The 18,506-nt window shown below is 63.5% G+C and carries 19 protein-coding genes; 11 read left to right on the top strand and 8 right to left on the bottom strand.

Annotated elements, in window-relative coordinates:
* Positions 1-3 precede the first annotated feature (3 nt).
* Positions 4-1,326 (bottom strand): histidinol dehydrogenase, encoded by a 1,323-nt coding sequence (gene hisD / locus A9K65_RS14590; protein WP_064992536.1) that lies wholly within the window; start codon positions 1,324-1,326, stop codon positions 4-6.
* Between the two features lie 207 nt (positions 1,327-1,533).
* On the bottom strand, positions 1,534-2,307 hold the full coding sequence (locus A9K65_RS14580; RefSeq protein ID WP_013530480.1) for a glucose 1-dehydrogenase: 774 nt from the start codon (positions 2,305-2,307) through the stop codon (positions 1,534-1,536).
* A gap of 130 nt (positions 2,308-2,437) precedes the next feature.
* Here A9K65_RS14580 and A9K65_RS14575 point away from each other — a divergent pair, with 130 nt between their 5' ends.
* Positions 2,438-3,541 carry a histidinol-phosphate transaminase gene (locus tag A9K65_RS14575; protein WP_084015461.1) on the top strand — a complete coding sequence of 368 codons (1,104 nt, stop codon included), beginning with the start codon at positions 2,438-2,440 and terminating at the stop codon, positions 3,539-3,541.
* Between the two features lie 105 nt (positions 3,542-3,646).
* Positions 3,647-4,015 (top strand): hypothetical protein, encoded by a 369-nt coding sequence (locus tag A9K65_RS14570; protein ID WP_224620654.1) that lies wholly within the window; start codon positions 3,647-3,649, stop codon positions 4,013-4,015.
* Between the two features lie 147 nt (positions 4,016-4,162).
* On the opposite strand, the gene A9K65_RS14565 is transcribed toward A9K65_RS14570, so the two are convergent.
* From A9K65_RS14565 to A9K65_RS14545, 5 genes are all read right to left on the bottom strand, one after another.
* On the bottom strand, positions 4,163-4,846 hold the full coding sequence (locus tag A9K65_RS14565) for an SGNH/GDSL hydrolase family protein (protein WP_013530477.1): 684 nt from the start codon (positions 4,844-4,846) through the stop codon (positions 4,163-4,165).
* Between the two features lie 89 nt (positions 4,847-4,935).
* Entirely contained in the window at positions 4,936-5,889 is a 954-nt protein-coding gene (locus A9K65_RS14560) for an ABC transporter permease (RefSeq protein WP_063168693.1), read from the bottom strand.
* A 3-nt stretch (positions 5,890-5,892) separates the two neighbouring features.
* Positions 5,893-6,855 (bottom strand): ABC transporter permease, encoded by a 963-nt coding sequence (locus tag A9K65_RS14555; protein ID WP_013530475.1) that lies wholly within the window; start codon positions 6,853-6,855, stop codon positions 5,893-5,895.
* 9 nt (positions 6,856-6,864) lie between these two features.
* Entirely contained in the window at positions 6,865-8,376 is a 1,512-nt protein-coding gene (locus A9K65_RS14550) for a sugar ABC transporter ATP-binding protein (protein ID WP_064992537.1), read from the bottom strand.
* Between the two features lie 81 nt (positions 8,377-8,457).
* Positions 8,458-9,537 carry a substrate-binding domain-containing protein gene (locus A9K65_RS14545; protein ID WP_013530473.1) on the bottom strand — a complete coding sequence of 360 codons (1,080 nt, stop codon included), beginning with the start codon at positions 9,535-9,537 and terminating at the stop codon, positions 8,458-8,460.
* A 320-nt stretch (positions 9,538-9,857) separates the two neighbouring features.
* Here A9K65_RS14545 and A9K65_RS14540 point away from each other — a divergent pair, with 320 nt between their 5' ends.
* The 9 genes from A9K65_RS14540 (at position 9,858) to A9K65_RS14500 (ending at position 18,174) form a co-directional block, all read left to right on the top strand.
* Complete coding sequence (locus A9K65_RS14540) at positions 9,858-10,508, top strand: SGNH/GDSL hydrolase family protein (protein WP_064992538.1); 651 nt, start codon at positions 9,858-9,860, stop codon at positions 10,506-10,508.
* Positions 10,509-10,565: 57 nt separating this feature from the next.
* Positions 10,566-11,660 (top strand): ROK family transcriptional regulator, encoded by a 1,095-nt coding sequence (locus tag A9K65_RS14535; RefSeq protein WP_064992539.1) that lies wholly within the window; start codon positions 10,566-10,568, stop codon positions 11,658-11,660.
* Positions 11,661-11,792: 132 nt separating this feature from the next.
* Positions 11,793-12,485, top strand: coding sequence for an XRE family transcriptional regulator (locus A9K65_RS14530; protein ID WP_024503956.1), 693 nt, complete (start codon positions 11,793-11,795; stop codon positions 12,483-12,485).
* A gap of 3 nt (positions 12,486-12,488) precedes the next feature.
* Positions 12,489-13,568 (top strand): extracellular solute-binding protein, encoded by a 1,080-nt coding sequence (locus A9K65_RS14525; protein WP_023809407.1) that lies wholly within the window; start codon positions 12,489-12,491, stop codon positions 13,566-13,568.
* Between the two features lie 24 nt (positions 13,569-13,592).
* Positions 13,593-14,501, top strand: a complete 909-nt coding sequence (locus A9K65_RS14520) for an ABC transporter permease (protein ID WP_027160916.1) — start codon at positions 13,593-13,595, stop codon at positions 14,499-14,501.
* Positions 14,498-15,286 (top strand): ABC transporter permease, encoded by a 789-nt coding sequence (locus tag A9K65_RS14515; RefSeq protein ID WP_027160917.1) that lies wholly within the window; start codon positions 14,498-14,500, stop codon positions 15,284-15,286. Before A9K65_RS14520 ends, A9K65_RS14515 begins: the two co-directional genes overlap by 4 nt.
* Before the next feature lies 1 nt (position 15,287).
* Positions 15,288-16,397, top strand: a complete 1,110-nt coding sequence (locus tag A9K65_RS14510; RefSeq protein WP_064992540.1) for an ABC transporter ATP-binding protein — start codon at positions 15,288-15,290, stop codon at positions 16,395-16,397.
* Between the two features lie 28 nt (positions 16,398-16,425).
* Positions 16,426-17,808: an FAD-binding oxidoreductase gene (locus tag A9K65_RS14505; protein WP_064992541.1), complete on the top strand. Its 1,383-nt coding sequence runs from the start codon at positions 16,426-16,428 to the stop codon at positions 17,806-17,808.
* Between the two features lie 9 nt (positions 17,809-17,817).
* Positions 17,818-18,174, top strand: a complete 357-nt coding sequence (locus A9K65_RS14500) for a cupin domain-containing protein (protein WP_024503961.1) — start codon at positions 17,818-17,820, stop codon at positions 18,172-18,174.
* A gap of 17 nt (positions 18,175-18,191) precedes the next feature.
* Here the strand turns inward: A9K65_RS14500 and A9K65_RS14495 are convergent, their stop codons facing one another.
* Positions 18,192-18,458: a BrnA antitoxin family protein gene (locus A9K65_RS14495; protein WP_024503962.1), complete on the bottom strand. Its 267-nt coding sequence runs from the start codon at positions 18,456-18,458 to the stop codon at positions 18,192-18,194.
* Positions 18,459-18,506 lie beyond the last annotated feature (48 nt).

The raw sequence follows: 18,506 nt of genomic DNA, 5'->3' as shown, positions 1-18,506 counted from the left end.
CGCTCAGCCGGCAAGATAGCGGTCGCGGATCTCCGAGACCGCGTTCTCATGCGAGCTGAAGCCCTCGTAGCGGGCGAGCCTGCGGGCGTGCAGAGCGAGTTCCGGATAGGCCACCGAGGTGACATAGCCGACCGACGAGCGCTTGAGGAAATCCGTCACCGAAAGCGGCCCGTAGGTCCGCGCCCAACGGCTGGTCGGCAGCACCGCATTGGGTCCAAGCACGAAATTGGCCAGTGTCACCGGCGTGTGCGGCCCCATCAGGATTTCAGCCGCCTCGGTGATGCGCCCGAGATGCGCGAACGGCTCCTTCGACAGGATCTCGAGATGTTCGGGCGCATAGTCGTTGATGAAGCGGTAGCTGTCCTCCAGCGACGTCGTCAGCACGATGCCGCCGCGCTTGCCGGTCAGCACCGCGCGTGAAAACTCGACACGCTGCTCGGTCATCCGCGACCAGTGCTCCGGGATTGCAGCCAATGCGGCTTCGGCGATCTTGCGGCTGTGCGTCACCAGATAGGCCGAAGAATCCGGCCCGTGTTCGGCTTCGATCAACAGGTCGAGCGCAGCAAGCCCGCCGTCGACGCTGTCATCGGCAAAGATGATTGCTTCGGACGGCCCGGCCGGAAGGCCTGTGTTGATGACCGAAGACAGCACGCTCTTGGCCGCCACCACCCAGGGGCTGCCGGGGCCGACGATCTTGAGCGCGGGCTTCACCGTCTCCGTGCCGTAGGCGACGGCGGCAACTGCCTGAGCGCCGCCGCATTTGTAGACGGTTCCGACGCCGGCGAGGCGTGCGGCGACCAACGTTGCCGCGTCCACCGAACCATCCGATGTCGGCGGCGTCACGATGGCGATTTGCGGCACGCCGGCAATCACCGCCGGCACCGACGTCATCATCGTCACCGATGGGAAAGCACCCTTGCCGCGCGGCACGTAGAGCGCAACGGAAGCGATCGGCGTGTACCGGTCGCCGGCATAGGCGCCCGGCCGGACTTCCTTGAGCCACATCGTTTCCGGCTTCTGCTCCTCATGGAAATGCCTGATGTTGTCGATGCCGAACTGGATGCTCTCGACGACGTCCTTTTCCACCTTGTCGAACGCCGCGTCGAACTCGGCTTCCGACACCTGCAGCTCGCCCTCGGCGACATTGGCCTTGTCGAGTTCCCTGGCGAAGCGGATCAAGGCGGCGTCGCCTTCGTCCTTGACGGCCTGGATGATCGGCCGGACCTTTTCGACGAAGACCGTCAGATCGGCCTCGGCGCGCTTCAGCAGACTGGCGCGCTGGTCGGCATCGATGGATGACAAATCGTGGAAGCTGATGTCGGACATGGCTGCTCGTTCTCCTGGAACTCTTGGAACGCAATGACGGCTGGCGCAGGCCGGCCATATGCTGCGGGCCGACAGGTCGACCCTGGACAAGGATCAAAGCCGTCGAGAGGCTTCACTCGGGCAAAAGTATATACATGTCTATGTGACGGTCGCCAGCGATTTTTCCATCATCCTTCCCGTCGAAACTACCGAGATAAACCTGCCTCATCAGATCGAGGCGAGAAAGCCGCCATCGACCGGAATGGACTGGCCGGTTATGTAGGCCGCCGCATCCGAAGCGAGGAACACGGCGATGCCATGCAGGTCGGAGAGATCACCGAAACGCCGCTGCGGGATCTTGGCCAGCATGGAGTGCTGCCATGCCTCGTTGTTGTAAAAAACGTCCGTCATCGCCGTCCTGAAATAGCCCGGCGCGATGGCGTTGACCCTTATGCCAAGCTCCGCCCACTCGGCCGCAAGCGCCCGCGTCATGCCGAGCAGGCCGGACTTCGACGAGCCATACGGCACCGCGGTTGGGATTCCGACTTCCGACGTCAGCGAGCACAGGTTGATGATGGTGCCGGGACGGCCGGCGTCGCGCATCTGCCGCGCGGCGGCCTGGGCGCAGAAGAACGCTCCCTTCAGATTCGTGTCGACGATCCTGTCCCACAGCGCCTCGTCGACATCGAGCGAGGGCCGCACCTCCTCCATCCCGGCATTGTTGACGAGAATGTCGAGACCACCAAGCAGGCTGGCAGCCTCGTTGGTGGCTGCGCGGCAGCGGCCGACATCGGTGACGTCGAGAGCGACGGCATGCGCCACCCCACCGGCCGCGCGGATGGCGACCGTCGTGTGCTCCAGCGCGGCCAGGCTGCGCGCCGTGACCGCGACGTCGGCGCCGGCAGCGCTCAGCGCTTCGGCGATGCTGCGCCCGATGCCACGGCTGGCGCCGGTGACAAGCGCCTTCCTGCCGGAGAGATCGAAGAGAGAAGCGTTGCGCATGTGATCCTCCTGGTCGGTGTCGGTTTCCGCTTCGGCGTAGAGACTATCAGGTCAGCTTACATATACAAGCATATACAAAGCATTTCAGCTGCGGTACGGATGACGAAATCCACCGCAGAGGAGCCAGCCCGTGTCGAAAGCCTCGGATATGGTCCGCACCGAAGTCAACTGCCTGTCGCCCTACAATTCCGGACTGACCATTGACGAGGTGCGGAAACGATACGCACCGGCCAGAATCGCCAAACTGGGCTCGAACGAAAACCCGCTCGGGCCCAGCCCGACCCTCGCCGCGACGATGCATGCCGGCTCCGAGATGTTCCGCCTCTATCCGGACCCTGCCGGGCGCAAGCTGCGCCAGGCGATCGGCGACAAATATGCCGTCGCCGAGGACCAGATTATCCTCGGCAACGGTTCCGAAGATCTTCTCTCCGTCATCAGCCGCGCCGTGTTGCGGCCGGGCGACGCCGTCGTCACGCTCTATCCGTCGTTTCCGCTGCATGAGGACTACACGACGTTGATGGGCGCTACCGTCAAGCGCGTTGTCGTCAACGACGATCTGACCATCAATGTCGATGCGCTGGTCGAGGCGGTGCGCGAACGGCCGCGCATGCTGCTGTTCTCGAACCCGATGAACCCGGTCGGCAGCTGGCTCTCCGGCGGCGATCTGTCGAGGGTTCTGGATGCGACGAGCGACGAGACGCTGATCGTCATCGACGAAGCCTATGCCGAATATGCCAAGGGCGACGACTATGCGTCATCCCTGCCCTACCTGGGAAAGCTCGACCGGCCCTGGATCGTGCTTCGGACCTTTTCCAAGGCGTTCGGCCTGGCCGGATTGCGGATCGGCTTCGGCATCGTCGGCGACCCGGAGCTGCGCGCGCTGCTGGACCGCGTCCGCACGCCTTTCAACGCCAACGGCATGGCCCAGGCCGCAGCATTCGCGGCGCTGGCCGATGACGAACACCTCGCCAGGGTCGTAGCTCTGGCCAGGGCGGAGAGAAAACGCGTCGAGACTTTCCCGGCGAGCAAGGGCCTCGACGTCGCCGCCTCCAGAGGCAATTTCCTGTTCTTCAACTGCCGGCAAGATGCCTCCGTCTTCGTCGAAGGCCTGCTGCGGCAAGGGGTCATCGTCAAACCGTGGAAGCAGCAGGGCTTTGACACCTATGTGCGTGTCAGCATCGGCTCGACTTCGGAAAACGACCACTTCATGGCCGCTCTGTCGGCGCTGTTGTGAATGCACGTCTGGGCGGATCGCTCCGCGCTTGGGAGCCGATCGCTGCCGCCCTATTTCGCCCAAGGCCTTGACCGACGCTTGGCTTGGCTGCCGTGCGGATCGTCGATGACCACAGCGTATTTATTTGGCTTCGGACCAGCCGCAGGCCTTAACTTTCGCAGCGTGGGTTTTTACATCCGAGGGGTCTGCAAACGATCGACGCTTGAGGAGGCTCCCTTGCAGCAGCCAGATGACATAGCCGCCCGCCGATTGGGCATTCTCATCGAGCAATATGTGGAAGCGCGTAAAAAGCGCTATGACTATGTGTCGACCGAGCAGGCCTATCGGGCCATCCGGCAGGTCCTCAAACCCGCCATTCCCGATCGCGAGCTCGACGACATGGTCGCCTCACTTGCCGTCAAGAACGGCCTGGCGGTCGTCTTCGATCGTCAAACCAAAGCATCGGCCGATGATGTTCCGAGGCCAAGCCCCTAGATCGACGCACATCTGCCGGCGCCGGGCGCCATATCAATGCGGGGCCAAAAGCATCGTTCGGCCCCGCATCGATGTGCATCGCCGGAGGAACCTGCGACACACCTGCGCCGTGAGCCTGTGTGCCGCAAGCCGACGGGCGTGGCGGCTTCAAGCGGCGGTGCTGACCTGGCCCGGCTCGAGGATCGACTTGACCTTGTCGGCGACGGCGCGTCCCAGATCGGCGTTGTTTGCGGCGGTGAAATGAATTCCGTCGACACCGTCCGTGGTGAGGTAATCGCCGGCATTGAGGAAATCGATCTTCATGAAATCCGCCATCGCCTTATACTGCCTGGCCAGGTCCCTGGATTTTTCGTGCCCGCCGCCGAACATGCCCTCGAACCATGGATCGGGCATCGGGGTCAGCGGCGGCGGCGCAATGACCAGCGCCTTGGGGGCCGGATAAGGGGTGCCGATGCCGCCGGCACTGGTCAGGATTTGCCCGACCAGTTTCGCCATTCCATTGGCGATCTCATAAGGCGTCCGGCGGAAATAGGACTTGGTGTCGTTGGTGCCGAGCATGACGATGACCAGGTCCAGCGGCAGATGGCTGGCGATGGCCGAGGGCAGGTAATTGGCGCCGTTCAGGCGCGGATCGTTGGGGTCGTCGAGACATGTCGTGCGCGCGCTCAGGCCTTCCTCGATGATGTGGTAGCCCCCTCCCAGCGCCGCCGCCATCACACCGGTCCAGCGCTGGTCATAGGGGTAGCGGTAGGTCGGCGACCCCTCCTTGACCGGAACCCAGCCCCAGGTCAGCGAGTCGCCGTAGCACATGATGTTTTTTGGCGGTGACATCCATGTTTCTCCATCTGTTTGCAATTGTCTGAACGCGTGGATTTGTCGGTCCCGGCGAACACCGGTCGGCTTGCTTTCGCCGTCTCAGGTCAGGGGTTTCGCACGCGCACTCCGTAGAAGATCGCCGCGCCGAGAATGATGACGCCCTGCGCGATAAGCTTGCCGGGCTCGTCGATGCCGAGCACGGTCATCACCACGAACAGCAGCGCAAAGCACAACGCCCCGAAGAAAGGTCCCCAGACGCCACCGTCGCCGCGACCGAAGACGACGCCGCCGAGGATCGTCGCTGCGACCGCCAGGATCGGCAGGTCGAGGCCGACACGGACGCTGCCGACGGCGATCGAACCGGTCTGCACCAGGGCCGCGATCGCCGCGATCAGGCCGGCGAGCGTGTGCGCAAGGATCACCGTGCGCTGGACCGGCACGCCGGAAAAATGCGCGGCTTCGGCATTCTCCCCGACCGAGGCGACGTAGCGGCCAAAGACGGTCCGCGACAGCAGCAGCCACACCAAAGCGGTCAGCAGGACCCAGAACAGCACCGGCGTCGGAACCGACAGGAATTTCGTGTTGTAGAGGTCGTTGAACAGCTTCGGCACATCGCCGGGCGGATTGCCGCTCGACAGGAACTGCACCAGCCCGACCAGGATGATGCTGACCGCCAGCGTGACGATGACCGCCGACACCCGCCGGCTCCCTATCATGAAGCCGTTGAACAGGCCGATGACGAGGCCGGTACCGAGCGCCAGCACGACGAAGAAAGGCATCGACGCGCCGGGGAAAGTGCCTGACGAAATGAAATAGTTGATGAGCAGGATGATGCCGCCGCCGGAAAGGTCGATCGACTTCACCCGCATGACGACGAGCTGCCCCAGAACCAGGATGCCGAGCGGGACGATCTGCCTGACGAAGATACCCATGATGTTGAGGTTGAGCATGTTCGGTCGTGCGATCCACAGCGTGGCCAGCAGCACGAGGAAGACAAAATAGGACGGCGGTATGCGCAGCAGGCGCCGGGCGATCGGATTTGCGAGAACGGCAGCCATCTTTCAGAGCCCCATCTTCTTGCGGGATTGCAGCCCGACCACCGCCAGCAGGATGCCGCCCTTGATCGCGGTCTGGACGAACGGCGAGACGTTGGCGAGGTTCATGCCATTGGCCAGCAGCGCCATGACCAGCGCGCCGATCACGGTGCCGTGTAGGCTGCCTATGCCACCGGAAAGCTGGGTGCCTCCAAGCGCCACGGCGGTGACGGTATCGAGTTCGAAAAGCAGCCCGACATTCGGATCGCCCGACACGATGCGCCCGGCCAGGAAGACACCGGCAACGGCTGCGAAACAGGAACAGATCACATAGGCGAGGATGATGTTGCGGCGGTCGGAGACGCCGAAATTGCGGGCAGCACTCTCGGCGCCGGACGCGATGCCGCCGCCGATCGCAAACAGATGCAGCCCATACCGGGATCCGTAGAGCAGTTTCCACGCTGCCAGGATCACGACGATGCCCCAGAAAACCGGATAGGGAATGCCGAGGAAACTGCCCGAGACGGCATCGATGACGATCTCCGGCACCGTGCCGCCGGAGACGGGCCGCAGGATGCGCGTGATGCCGAGCACGATGTACTGCGTCGACAGCGTCGCGATGATCGGATGGACGTTGAAACGGGTGATCGCCAGACCGTTGATCAGCCCGATGACTGCCGCCAGCACGAAGACCGCCGGGATCAACACAATCGCTGGCTGGTCGAGCGCCAGCACCGCGGTGGTGAAGCTGATGACCGAGCCGACCGACAGGTCGAGCCCGCCGATGAGCACGACGACGAGCTGTCCGATCGCCGCGATGATCAGCGGCATCGCCTGGGCAACCAGGTTGAAGAGGTTTTCGGCAGTGGCGAACTGCGTCGTCTCGACGGTCAGCCACAGCGAAATGAGCAAGGCGACCAGCAGCGGCAGGCCCCACAGGCCCTGCCGCGTGTTCCGGCCATTCAGGATATTGAAAACCGAACGAACCATGGCAGGCCCCTAATGCTGGCGCGTGGAGCCGCCCATGAGGGCCGCGTCGAGAATCTTGTGTTCGCTCGCTTGCGCTGCCGGCATTTCGGCCACGATCGTGTCGTGATGGACGACGTAGATGCGGTCGCAGAGCCCGATTAGCTCGATCGTCTCGCGCGACAGCACCAGCACCGCGCCGCCCTTCGCGGTGAAGTCCCGCAGAAGATGGTAGATCTCGGACTTGGCGCCGATGTCGACGCCGCGCGTCGGCTCTTCGACCAGCAGAAGATCGAGATCGGCGGCAAGGTAGCGGCCGAGCAGAACCTTTTGCTGGTTGCCGCCCGACAGCGAACCGACCGCAGCCGACAGGCCCGCCGCCTTTATGTTCATGACCTCCATCATGCGGGCGATGACGTTTCGATATGGCCGCGCCGGCGCAAGTTCAGGGCGCCTCGAATGCAATCCGATGGCGATGTTGTGGGCGATCGGCAAAGCGAGGAAGAGCCCCTCTTCCTTGCGGTCCTCGGGAACGAAGCCGACCTTCAGCTGCTGCAAATACCGAACGCCCGCCGACGCCGGGAGCGGCATCTTCAGCGCCTTGCCGTTGATGGAAATCGTCCCGGCGAAGGGATGGTAGCGGCCAATCAGCGATCGCAGGAAGCGCTGCTGGCCCTGCCCTTCCAGCCCGGCCAGGGCGACGATCTCGCCCTTGTGCAAAGTCAGCGACAGCGGCTGCGATGTCTCGGTGATCTTGAGGTTTTCGACGCGCAGTATCTCATCGCCTACATCGCCCGTACGATCGGGAAAAAGGTCCTGGAGTTCGCGTCCGACCATCATGGCGATGAGTTCGTCGGTGGTGATCTCGGACACCGTCCTTGTGCCGACCAGTGCGCCATCCTTCAGCACCGTCACCGTGTCGCACAACTCGAAGATCTCCTCCATGCGATGCGAGATGTAGACGATGGCTTTTCCCTTGTCGCGCAGCCGGCGGATGTTGCGGTTGAGCACATCGACATCGGCCGCGTTGAGCGCCGCCGTCGGCTCATCGAGGATGAGCACGCTGGCGTCGGCCTGGATGCAATGCGCGATCTCGACGAATTGCCGCTCGGCGATCGTCAGGCTGGAAACGAGTTGCGACGGGTCGAGCGTGAGGCCGAGTTCGCCAAGCGCCCTGGCGGTCTGGCTTTTCATCGCGGGATAGTCGATCGAGCCGAACCGGGTCGTCGGCTCCCGGCCGAGGAACATGTTCTCGGCGATCGACAGATTGGGCAGCAGCGAATGCTCCTGGAAAACGGTCGAAATGCCGGCATCGAGCGCAGCGCGCGGCGACTTCAGATCGAGCTTCTCGCCGCTCATGAAGATCTCGCCGGAATCGGGCTGATGCACGCCCGCCAGAATCTTCATCAACGTCGATTTGCCGGCACCGTTCTCGCCCATCAGGGCGTGGACGCTGCCCGCCTTGAGGTCCAGGGAAACGGAGTGGAGCGCCTTGCTTCCTCCGAATGCCTTCGAAATGTGGGACATCTCGACAAGATTGGTCACGAAACCCTCGAACGAACCGGATTCAACACATGGAACGGCCTGCGGGGAATGTTTGTCCACTCCCCGCCAGCCACGGCGCCGTCACTTCTTGCCGTAGTATTCCTTGAGCTTGTCTTCCGGCAGTTCGCTTGGCCACCAGACATTGGCGGTCAGGTCGTCGCGATAGTATTTCTTGGCCTTGTCCTGGTCCCATCCGTCGGGATTGTAGACATAGCGCTTGTAGAGCTGCTTGCCTTCCAGAAGGGCAACGGCAGCGCGCACGCCGGCAGCGCCCTGGGCGGGACTGTATTCCGGAGAGATCGACTTGAACCCATCCGTAATCCACTGGCCGAAATAGCCATTGTTGCCCTCGCCCGAAATCGGCGGAATGGGTGTGCCGAACTGCTTGAAGACATCGACGCAGGCGCGCGTCATGTCGGCACCGGACGACCAGATGCCGTCGACCTGCGGATTGTTCAGATAGAGCGTCTCGCACAGCTTCTTGGCCTTGTCGTACTGCCAGTCGCCATGCTCCTCGGCAATGATCTGCACATGCGTGCCCTTGAGCGATTCCAGGAGGCCGTTGTAGCGGTTGGTGTCTTCCGGATGGCCGGCCAGGCCACGCAGGACCCAGATCTTGCCGTTGTCGCCGACGGTCTTCACCAGCCAGTCGCCCATGACCTTGCCGAAGTGCTCGGCGCCGCCCTGGATTTCGGTGGTGTAGGCGTCGGAATCGATACGCCCTGTGTGAAGGATGACCGGGATGCCGGCGGCGACCGCCTTGGCGATGCTGGCATTGGCCGACGTGCTGGTCACCGGTTGAACGATGATGGCGTCGACATGCTGTGCGATCAGGTCCTCGATATCGGCCACCTGCTTCTTCTGGTCGAAGCCGGCATCGAGCAGGATGAATTTCGAGATGCGCTTGTCCTTGGCCGCGGCGTTCTCCGCCTCATGCGCCACCTGCACCGTCCAGGTGTTTGCGTTGACACCGAAGTCGCTCATGCCGATGACCCAGGGCGGGTCCTTCTTGAACGCACCGGCGGCGGTCATGCGCGTGTCGTCGGGGCGCGGCGCCACGCCGTCCATCAGCTTGACGTCTTGCGCATGCGCCAGGGACGTCACGGCAAGCGTGGACGCAACGAGCATCCCCAGGCCGACGGTTTTCAGCAATCCTAACATTGAACACTCCTCCTTGTGGTTGCTCCGGCCTACAAATTCGTATGGCCACGAGACGCTCTCCCAATGCATGCCCCCGTCACAAACCGACCGATGCGCGCAATTCTCCCGCCCCCGAACACATGCGTGTCGAAGCCCAACTTCTGCTGGACGATGATGACGGTCGAGAACTCCTCCGGGCACTTTAGAAGCACAGCGGATTCGCCCTGTCAATAGTTAGTCAGGTTGAATGACTATTCCCTTGCTTGCCTTTCACCGCTCCACTATCCATCATGAATGGCGCTCGCCGGCTTCGGCGCGCAGTCTGTCCCGGCGGGAAAAACATGCGATCAGTCTTGTGCTACGGCGACTCCAACACGCACGGCCAGATCCCCGGCAGGGGGCCGCTCGAGCGCTATGGTCCGGGTGAACGCTGGCCGGGCATATTGCGTTCTCAGCTGGGCCCTGACTGGTATGTCATCGAGGAAGGATTGAGCGGCCGAACCACTGTCCATGACGACCCGATCGAGGGCGCCCACAAGAACGGCCGAACCTATCTTCGTCCTTGCCTGCAGAGCCATGCGACGCTCGACCTCGTCATCATCATGCTCGGCACCAACGATCTGAAGATCCGCTTCAACAAGCCGCCGTCGGAAGTGGCGATGGGCATCGGCTGCCTCGTCTACGACATCAAGGAGCTGGCGCCAGGTCCGGGCGGCTCGACGCCCGAGATCATGATCGTGGCGCCGCCGCCGATGCAGGACGACGTCAAGGAATGGAAGTCCATCTTCGCCGGCGCACCCGAGAAATCGCGCCTGCTGGCGCTCGAATTCGAAGTTCTGGCGGACTCGCTCGAACTGCACTTTTTCGATGCCGGCTCGGTGGTGTCGTGCAGCGAGGCGGACGGCTTTCACATCGATGCCGAGGCGCACAGATTGCTGGGCGCCGCGCTCGCCCGCGCGGTCGATGCCATCGGCTGGAGCCGCTCGACATGAGCAACCATACCGCCGCCAGGCAACGCGCTCTTACCGACGGGGCGACCTTTGCCTGACATGAGATTCGCACCACCCAATCCCTTGCGCATCGCCGATCGTGCGAGCGGGCTGAATGCATTGAGCGTCCGCAGCTACAACGAGCGGCTGGTGTTATCCCTGCTGCTTCAGAACGAAGGCATTTCGCGGATGGAAATCGGCGAGAAGACCGGCCTGTCGGCGCAGACGGCTTCGGTCATCGTTCGCTCGCTCGAGCAGGAAGGCCTGGTCTCGCAGGGCGAGGCGCAGCGCGGCCGCGTCGGGCCGCCGACGATCCCGCTTTCGCTCAACCCGGAGGGCGCCTATGCGGTTGGCGTCGGCTTCAGCCGGCGCAGGATCGACATCGCGCTTATCGACTTTATCGGCACGGTGCGCTTCCACACGCAGTTGCCGGCGGATGAAGCCAATCCGTTTCCGCAAAGCAGCGATCTGTTCGGCGCGATCGGGCAAGCCATGACCAGCCTGCCGGTCGAGGCGCGCAGCCGGGTTGCCGGCATCGGCCTGGCGGTTCCCGACGATGTCGACACGATGGCTGCAACCCGCAACGGATCGAGCACCTCGCTCAAGGCCTTGCAGGCTGAAATCGAGGAACAGATCAAGCTGCCGGTTTTCGTGCAGAACGACATCACCGCTGCGGCCGGCGGCGAGAGCATGTTCGGCGTCGCAAAGCCGCTCAACGATTATCTGTTCTTCTATCTCGGAGCACGGCTGCAGAGCAGGCTCATCCTCAACCACCAGATCTACAAGGGAAGCTCCAGCGCCAGCTTCGATCACGGCCTGATGCGCCTGGAGAGCGAATTGGCCATGCGCGGGCGCCCGTCCGAAATCATCTGGAGCAGCAGCCCTGAGTGGCCCGATCTGGGCGAGGCCTACAGCGCATGGCTGGGCGAGTGTTCCGACCGCCTGAAAGCGTCGATCTCCGCGCTGACCCAGTTTGTCGAGTTCAGGACGGTCGTCCTGTCCAGCTATGCGCCGCAAAAGATTGCCGAGGCCTTGTGCGACGACATCGGCCGGGAATTCCCCGGCATCGAAGCGCTGCCGGCGCGCGTCACCATCAGCCCGAAGGCCGTCGGCGCGGCAAGCCTGCCATTCAGTTCGCGCTTCATGATCCAGTGATCGAGCTGAACCGGGTTGCCGGTCGGCCGATCATGCCCTCTGCAGGTCCATCGATGATTTTCAGGTGACCAGGCGAATCCGCTTGCCAGGACGCCCCACTTAATAGCATGTTAAGTGAACCCTGAGATCGCCATGAAAATCGCTGCGGATCACGCACTCAACGACAATGCCGCGACCAGCGCCGAAGCGCGCCGCTCGACGGTATTGGGCGATCGGATCAAGGCCTATCGCACGACGCGGCGCCTGACGCTGCGCCAGCTCGGCGACATGATCGGCACCACCGCCAGTTTCCTAAGCCAGCTCGAGCGCGGCCTTTCCGGCGCCAACACCAGCACGCTGATGCTGATTGCCAATGCGCTCGGCATCAGCCTCGCCGATCTTTTCGACGAATGCGAAGTGTCGCCGCACGCGGTGCTGACACGCAGCGAGCGGCCGGCGCTGCCGACCAGCGAAGGCTACCGCAAGACGCTGCTGTCGCGCCGGCCGATCCGCGAGATGGAAGTCTATTGCGGCGAGTTCGCCGTCGGCGGCTCGACCGGCGACGTGCCCTACACGCACGGCAACGCGAGCGAGATGTTCCTCGTGCTGCGCGGACGCGTGCAACTGACGCTCGGCGAGGAGAGCTTCACCCTCGAAGAGGGCGATAGCATCGAATATTCGACCTCGACGCCCCACCGGACGATCAATGTCGGCGATACGGTGGCCGAAGTGCTGTGGATCATTGCGCCGCCGACCAGCGGCGCCGTCGACCTCGACCAATATGTAGCCCGGAAAACGCTCGCGCCCGGCCTACCAAAATCAAACAGCGAGCCATCGGAGGGTTAGAAAATGGGAAGCAGATCAAGATTGGCCGGGTTCGTCGGCGCCGCCGCACTGGCCTTGCTTGCGGCCGCCGCTCACGCGCAGAACGCGCCGCCGGCCGGGACCGTGGTGGACGGCTCGCTGAAGGGAAAGACGCTGACCTTCGTCTCCTATGGCGGCATCTACCAGGACGGCCAGGTCGCCGCCCTCAAGGAATTCGTCGACAAGAGCGGCGTCAAGCTTTTGAATGATGGGCCGACCGAAATCGCCAAGCTCCAGGCGCAGGTCGAATCAGGCAATGTGACCTGGGATGTCGTCGATACGGACGATTTTCCGCCCTTCGTGCATTGCGGAAAACTGTTCCAGAAGCTGGATTTGACCAAGCTCGACATCTCGCACATCCCGCCCGGACAGGTCGGCGAGTGCAGCGTGCCGGCGATGAACTACGGCATGGTCCTGATGTACAAGAACGACACGTACAAGGACAATCCGCCGAAGGACTGGAAGGACTTCTTCGACACCGCGAAATTTCCCGGCACCCGCGCCATCGACGGCAGCGGCAGCCCGCTCGGCGGCCTGATCGAACAGGCCATCCTGGCAGACGGCGGCAAGGTCGACGCCATGACGCCGGCCGACATCGACAAGGGCATCGCCAAGATCAAGGCGATCGGTCCCGACACCATCTTCTGGAAGACCGGCGCAGAATCCCAGCAGCTCGCCGAATCCGGCGAGGCCGACATGATCATCATGTGGACCGGCCGCGCCATGACGGCGGTCAAGAACGGCGCTGCCTACACGCCGGTGTGGAAGGACTGGCTGGTCGTCATGGACCAGCTGACCATCCCGGTCGGCGCCAAGGATACCGACGCTTCCTACGCGCTGATCAACGCCTATCTCGGCAAGAAGTCGCAGGAGATCCTGACCGAGCAGACCTCCTACTCGCCGATCAACAACGAGGCACAGCCGAAGGTCGACGCATCCGTCGCCGCCTTTCTGACCAACACGCCGGACCACGCCAAGCTCGGCTATCAGCAGAACATCAAGTTCTGGGTCGCCAACTTCGCCGCCGCGTCCGACAAGTGGACAGCGCTGATGGCCGGCAACTGAGCCGGCTACCGCTAAGGTGACGGCGTGAGCCAGACATCGCATACGCCGACGGCCGGGGGTGATCATCCTCGGCCGCCAGGTGCCGTGCGGGCGCCGCAGCGGCGCCCGCGCCTTGCTGCCTATCCTTCGCTGCTGGCGATGCCCGCCTTGGCTTTGCTCATCGCCGCGATGGGCTATCCCTTGCTGACCGTCACGCTGCGCAGCTTCTCGGACCCATCTTGGGGCTTGCAGAACTATGTCTGGTTCTTTTCCACCCCGGTGAACGTCACCGTCCTGTGGCGCACCTTTTCCATCGCAGCCTGGGTCACCATCGTTTGCGTCATCGCCGCCTACCCCTATGCCTATCTCATGACGGCGGTCGGACCGCGCCTGCGGCTGGTCCTCATCCTGTGCGTTTTGGTGCCGTTCTGGGTCAGCGGCGTGGTGCGCACCCTGGCCTGGGTCATCCTGCTGCAGGATTCCGGCATCATCAATTCGGTCATCAGGCTGCTCGGCTTTGACGGCGTGAAGCTGATCCGCACGCAGACCGGCGTCGTCATCGGCATGGCGCAGGTGCTGCTGCCGTTCATGATCCTGCCGCTCTATTCGGTCATGCGCGGCATCGATCTGCGCCTCGTGCAGGCGGCGCGCAGCCTTGGTGCGCGCCCGGCACGCGCCTTCCTGCAAATCTATCTGCCGCTGTCGCTGCCCGGCGTTTTCGCCGGCGCCATCATCGTCTTCATCCTGTCGCTCGGCTTCTACATCACGCCTGCCCTGCTCGGCGGCCCGCGCAGCACCATGCTGTCGACGCTGGTGCAGAGCCAGGTGCTCAGCCTGCTCAACTGGGGCCGCGGCGGCGCCATGGGCGTCGTGCTGCTGGTCGCGACCTTCGTGCTTCTGGCGCTCGCCGCCCCGCTGATGCGCCAGCGCCACAAGCAGGCGTCCAGATCATGAGACTGGCACCATCCCGCCTTCTGCTCGGTCTGTTCTGCCTGCTGGTCGCCGTCTGGCTGGTGATGCCGACGCTGGTCATCATCCCGATGTCATTCAACGAGAAGAAGTCGCTCGCTTTCCCGCCGTCCGGTTTCTCCTGGCAATGGTACGAGAATTTCTTCACCAACCCCGATTGGCTGTCGAGCTTCTTCAATTCGCTGAGGGTCGCGGGCCTCGTCGCCGTCGCCGCCACGCTGATCGGCACGCTGGCGTCGCTCGGCCTCAGCCGCATGAAACATTCCGGCGCCGGCCTGCTGCGCGCCATCCTGATCACGCCGATGATCGTGCCCGGCGTGGTGCTGGCCATCGGCATCTATGCCGTTTATCTTGATTACCAGCTCGTCGGCACCACCACCGGCTTCGTCATCGCACATACGATGCTGGCGATCCCCTTCGTCATCATCGCCGTGTCGGCAAGCCTCGAAGTCTTCGACGCGCGGCTGGAGACGGCGGCGGCAAGTCTCGGCGCCAACCGCTTCACCACATTCCGCACCGTGACCTTGCCGCTGATCGCGCCCGGCATCCTGTCCGGGCTTTTGTTTGCCTTCGTCACCTCCTTCGATGAGATCATCGTCGCGCTGTTCATCACCAGTCCCTACCTGAAGACCTTGCCGGTGCAGATCTTCACCAGCATCACCCGCGACGCCGATCCGACGGTGACGGCCGTCGGAACCATCATCTTCATTGCCACGACGCTGATCATCAGCGCCGGGCTGATCATCAGCTCGAAATCGACGAGGAGTTGAGATGACTGCGAGGAAACGCGGCGCGGCCATCGACATCAAGGGCGCAACCAAGCGCTACGGCAATTTCACCGCACTCGACGATGTCAGCCTGCATATCGAGCCGGGCGAGTTCATGACGCTGCTCGGCCCCAGCGGCTCGGGCAAGACCACGACGCTCAACGTCGTGGCGGGCTTCACCGACCTCACCTCCGGCGACCTCGCCGTTGGCGGCAAAAGCATCGTCGCCCTGCCGGCGCACAAGCGCAACATCGGCGTTGTCTTCCAGCACTACGCGCTGTTTCCGCATATGACGGTCGGCAAGAACGTCGCCTATCCCCTCACCTTGCGCGGCATGGACAAGCAGGCGCGCGACCGTCTCGTCGTGCGCGCGCTGGACATGGTCAAGATGTCCGACTTCGCGCATCGCTATCCCTCCGAACTTTCCGGCGGCCAGCAGCAGCGCGTGGCGCTGGCGCGCGCCATCGTCTTCGATCCGCCGCTGCTGTTGATGGACGAACCGCTCGGCGCGCTCGACAAGAAACTGCGCGAATGGCTGCAGCTGGAGATCAAGCGCATCCACCGCGAACTCGGCACCACCTTCGTCTATGTGACGCACGACCAGGAAGAGGCGCTGGTCCTGTCCGACCGCATCGCCGTCTTCAATCAGGGCCGCATCGAACAGGTCGGAACCGGCCGCCAGCTCTACGACGAGCCAACGACCCTGTTCGTGGCCAAGTTCATCGGCGAATCGACCAGTTTGCGTGGCACCGCCCAGACGTCCGGAAGCGAGACCAGCCTGACGATCGCCGGCCAGAAGATCGTGGCCAACGGCAAGCTCGCCAGCGGCCGCAAACCGGTGGTCCTGCTGCGGCCGGAGAAGCTTTTGCTTGCTGGCACCAACACGCCTCCCGCCGCCGGGCAGAACAGCCTCACCGGTCAAGTCAGCGAGGCGATCTATCTGGGCTCCGGCTCGAAATACCAGGTGACGTTGCGCGACGGCTCGGTCGCCATCGTACGCTCGTCGCTGGAAGCCACACCGTTCTCGATTGGTGACACGGTCGATCTGCGCTGGTCGGTCGTCGATGCAAAACTTCTTGCCGACGACGATCGCGCCGACATGACGATGACCTGATCGCTCTTTCCCCGCAGGATTTTTAGACATGGACGCCAAAGTCAACGGCAACGTCTCGTTCTGGTATGCCGACATCGGCCTGCCGGCCTATCGCGCGCCGCTTCCGGGCGATCTCGAAGCCGATGTCTGCATCGTCGGCGCCGGCTACACCGGCCTGTGGACGGCTTATTACCTGAAGAAGGCCGATCCATCGATCCGCATCGCCATCGTCGAGCGGGAGTTCGCCGGCTTCGGCGCGTCGGGCCGCAATGGCGGCTGGCTGTCCGGCGGCTTCAGCTGGTCGCGCGAGAAATATCTGCAGACCTCGACGCGCGGCGCTGTCATCGACATGGAAACGGCCATGCATGGCACGGTCGACGAAGTGATCAAGGTGACCGAAGCCGAAGGCATCGATGCCGACATCCGCCGCGTCGACAATCTGACGGTGGCGACCAACCCGCCGCAGCTCGAACGGATCAACGCCGCCTATGCCGATGCGATCGGCTGGAGCGTGCCGAGCGAGCGTGTCAGCCTGATCGGCCAGGCAGAGGCCAAGGCCCGCATCAACATCAGGAATGTGCTTGGCGGTTATATCCACCACGGCACCGCGCGTGTGCAGCCGGCCAAGCTGGTGCGCGGCCTGTCCGAAGCCGTCGAGCGGCTCGGTGTGCCGATCTACGAGCAGACCACCGTGACCGGCATCGAGAAGGGCAAGGTCACGACGAACCGCGGCACCGTGCGCGCGCCGATCATCATCCGTGCCACGGAAGGGTTCACGGCCGGCATACCAGGCAATGAACGGCTCTGGCTGCCGCTCAACAGCGCGCAGATCATCACCGAGCCGCTGCCGCAATCACTGTGGGACGAGATCGGCTGGGAGGGCCATGAGCTTCTGGGCGACTCCGCGCACGCCTATTGCTATGCGCAGCGCACCAGGGAAGGCCGCATCACCATGGGCGGACGCGGCGTACCCTATCGTTACGGCTCGCAAACGGATGTGCGCGGCCAAACGCAGCAGGCCACGATCGAAAGCCTGCACGCGATCCTCACACGGCTGCTGCCGCAGACTGCGAAGCTTCGCATCGACCACGCCTGGTGCGGCGTGCTGGGCGTGCCGCGCGACTGGTGCACGACGGCGGGGCTCGATCCGCAAACCGGCATCGGCTGGGCCGGCGGCTATGTCGGGCTCGGCGTCTCGAGTTCCAACCTTTCAGGCCGAACGCTGCGCGATCTCATCCTGCGCCGCGACACCGAACTGACCCGCCTGCCCTGGGTCAACCGAAAGGTCAGCAAATGGGAACCCGAGCCAATGCGCTGGCTCGGCGTCCATTCGATGTATCAGCTCTATCGCGTTGCCGACGAGCGCGAGGAAGCCGGCCTCCAGCACACGTCGAAACTGGCCGCGATCGCCGACCGCATCACAGGACATTGAGAGACTGCCATGACCGACTTCCAGACCTTCGCCCACCTCGCCTCCATCGACCTCGGCGAGGCTGAGCCCAAGCCGACCTCGATCAGCGGCGATCAGTTCGAAGCCTCGACGACGCTGTGGACCTCGCCGGATGGCGCACTGGAAGTCGGCGTCTGGGAGTGCACGCCGGGCCGCTTCACCGCCTCGCGCGAGACCAATTCCGAAACCTGCCACATCGTGTCAGGCCGGGTCTCGCTGCATGGTCCCGATGGCCGCAGCGAGGACGTTGGTCCGGGCGAAATGCTGGTGCTGCCGAAAGGCTGGAAAGGCGAATGGACGATCCACGAGAAGACGCGGAAGCTCTACATCCTGCACTTCGAAGCGTGAGCCGGCTGGAACAGCCGCTACTCGTCGTCTGAACGATCACCCCCGGTAACGATCGGCTTGCCTTCTATCACACGCCGCAAGGCGTCGTTGATGCGGTCCTGCCAGCCGGGTCCATCCTCCTGGAAATGGTCCAGCACGGCGCGGTCGATTCGGATCGAAACAAGCTCCCTGACGCCTGGAGCGGCCGTGGGCTCTCGGACCGGGGCAGCCGGCTTCTTCACCGGCTTGAAAGCCGCCTCGGCGGCCGCCATCGGATTTGTCGGTCGGCGCGGAGGATTTGCCATTGGATGACCCTGACTGAGGATGATTCGTGCGCGACGTAGCACGCCTGA

The organism is Mesorhizobium sp. WSM1497, from assembly GCF_001672455.2.
Classification (GTDB): domain Bacteria; phylum Pseudomonadota; class Alphaproteobacteria; order Rhizobiales; family Rhizobiaceae; genus Mesorhizobium; species Mesorhizobium ciceri.
The sequence above is the reverse complement of the archived record's forward strand: the minus strand, read 5'-3'. Positions and strand labels throughout refer to the sequence as shown.

Excerpts from the sequence above, each read along its gene's own strand:
- hisD (WP_064992536.1), bottom strand. The coding sequence starts at position 1,326 with ATGTCCGACATCAGCTTCCACGATTTGTCATCCATCGATGCCGACCAG.
- A9K65_RS14580 (WP_013530480.1), bottom strand. The coding sequence starts at position 2,307 with ATGCGCAACGCTTCTCTCTTCGATCTCTCCGGCAGGAAGGCGCTTGTC.
- A9K65_RS14570 (WP_224620654.1), top strand. The coding sequence starts at position 3,647 with ATGACCACAGCGTATTTATTTGGCTTCGGACCAGCCGCAGGCCTTAAC.
- A9K65_RS14565 (WP_013530477.1), bottom strand. The coding sequence starts at position 4,846 with ATGTCACCGCCAAAAAACATCATGTGCTACGGCGACTCGCTGACCTGG.
- A9K65_RS14560 (WP_063168693.1), bottom strand. The coding sequence starts at position 5,889 with ATGGCTGCCGTTCTCGCAAATCCGATCGCCCGGCGCCTGCTGCGCATA.
- A9K65_RS14555 (WP_013530475.1), bottom strand. The coding sequence starts at position 6,855 with ATGGTTCGTTCGGTTTTCAATATCCTGAATGGCCGGAACACGCGGCAG.
- A9K65_RS14545 (WP_013530473.1), bottom strand. The coding sequence starts at position 9,537 with ATGTTAGGATTGCTGAAAACCGTCGGCCTGGGGATGCTCGTTGCGTCC.
- A9K65_RS14540 (WP_064992538.1), top strand. The coding sequence starts at position 9,858 with ATGCGATCAGTCTTGTGCTACGGCGACTCCAACACGCACGGCCAGATC.
- A9K65_RS14535 (WP_064992539.1), top strand. The coding sequence starts at position 10,566 with ATGAGATTCGCACCACCCAATCCCTTGCGCATCGCCGATCGTGCGAGC.
- A9K65_RS14530 (WP_024503956.1), top strand. The coding sequence starts at position 11,793 with ATGAAAATCGCTGCGGATCACGCACTCAACGACAATGCCGCGACCAGC.
- A9K65_RS14525 (WP_023809407.1), top strand. The coding sequence starts at position 12,489 with ATGGGAAGCAGATCAAGATTGGCCGGGTTCGTCGGCGCCGCCGCACTG.
- A9K65_RS14515 (WP_027160917.1), top strand. The coding sequence starts at position 14,498 with ATGAGACTGGCACCATCCCGCCTTCTGCTCGGTCTGTTCTGCCTGCTG.
- A9K65_RS14510 (WP_064992540.1), top strand. The coding sequence starts at position 15,288 with ATGACTGCGAGGAAACGCGGCGCGGCCATCGACATCAAGGGCGCAACC.
- A9K65_RS14505 (WP_064992541.1), top strand. The coding sequence starts at position 16,426 with ATGGACGCCAAAGTCAACGGCAACGTCTCGTTCTGGTATGCCGACATC.
- A9K65_RS14500 (WP_024503961.1), top strand. The coding sequence starts at position 17,818 with ATGACCGACTTCCAGACCTTCGCCCACCTCGCCTCCATCGACCTCGGC.
- A9K65_RS14495 (WP_024503962.1), bottom strand. The coding sequence starts at position 18,458 with ATGGCAAATCCTCCGCGCCGACCGACAAATCCGATGGCGGCCGCCGAG.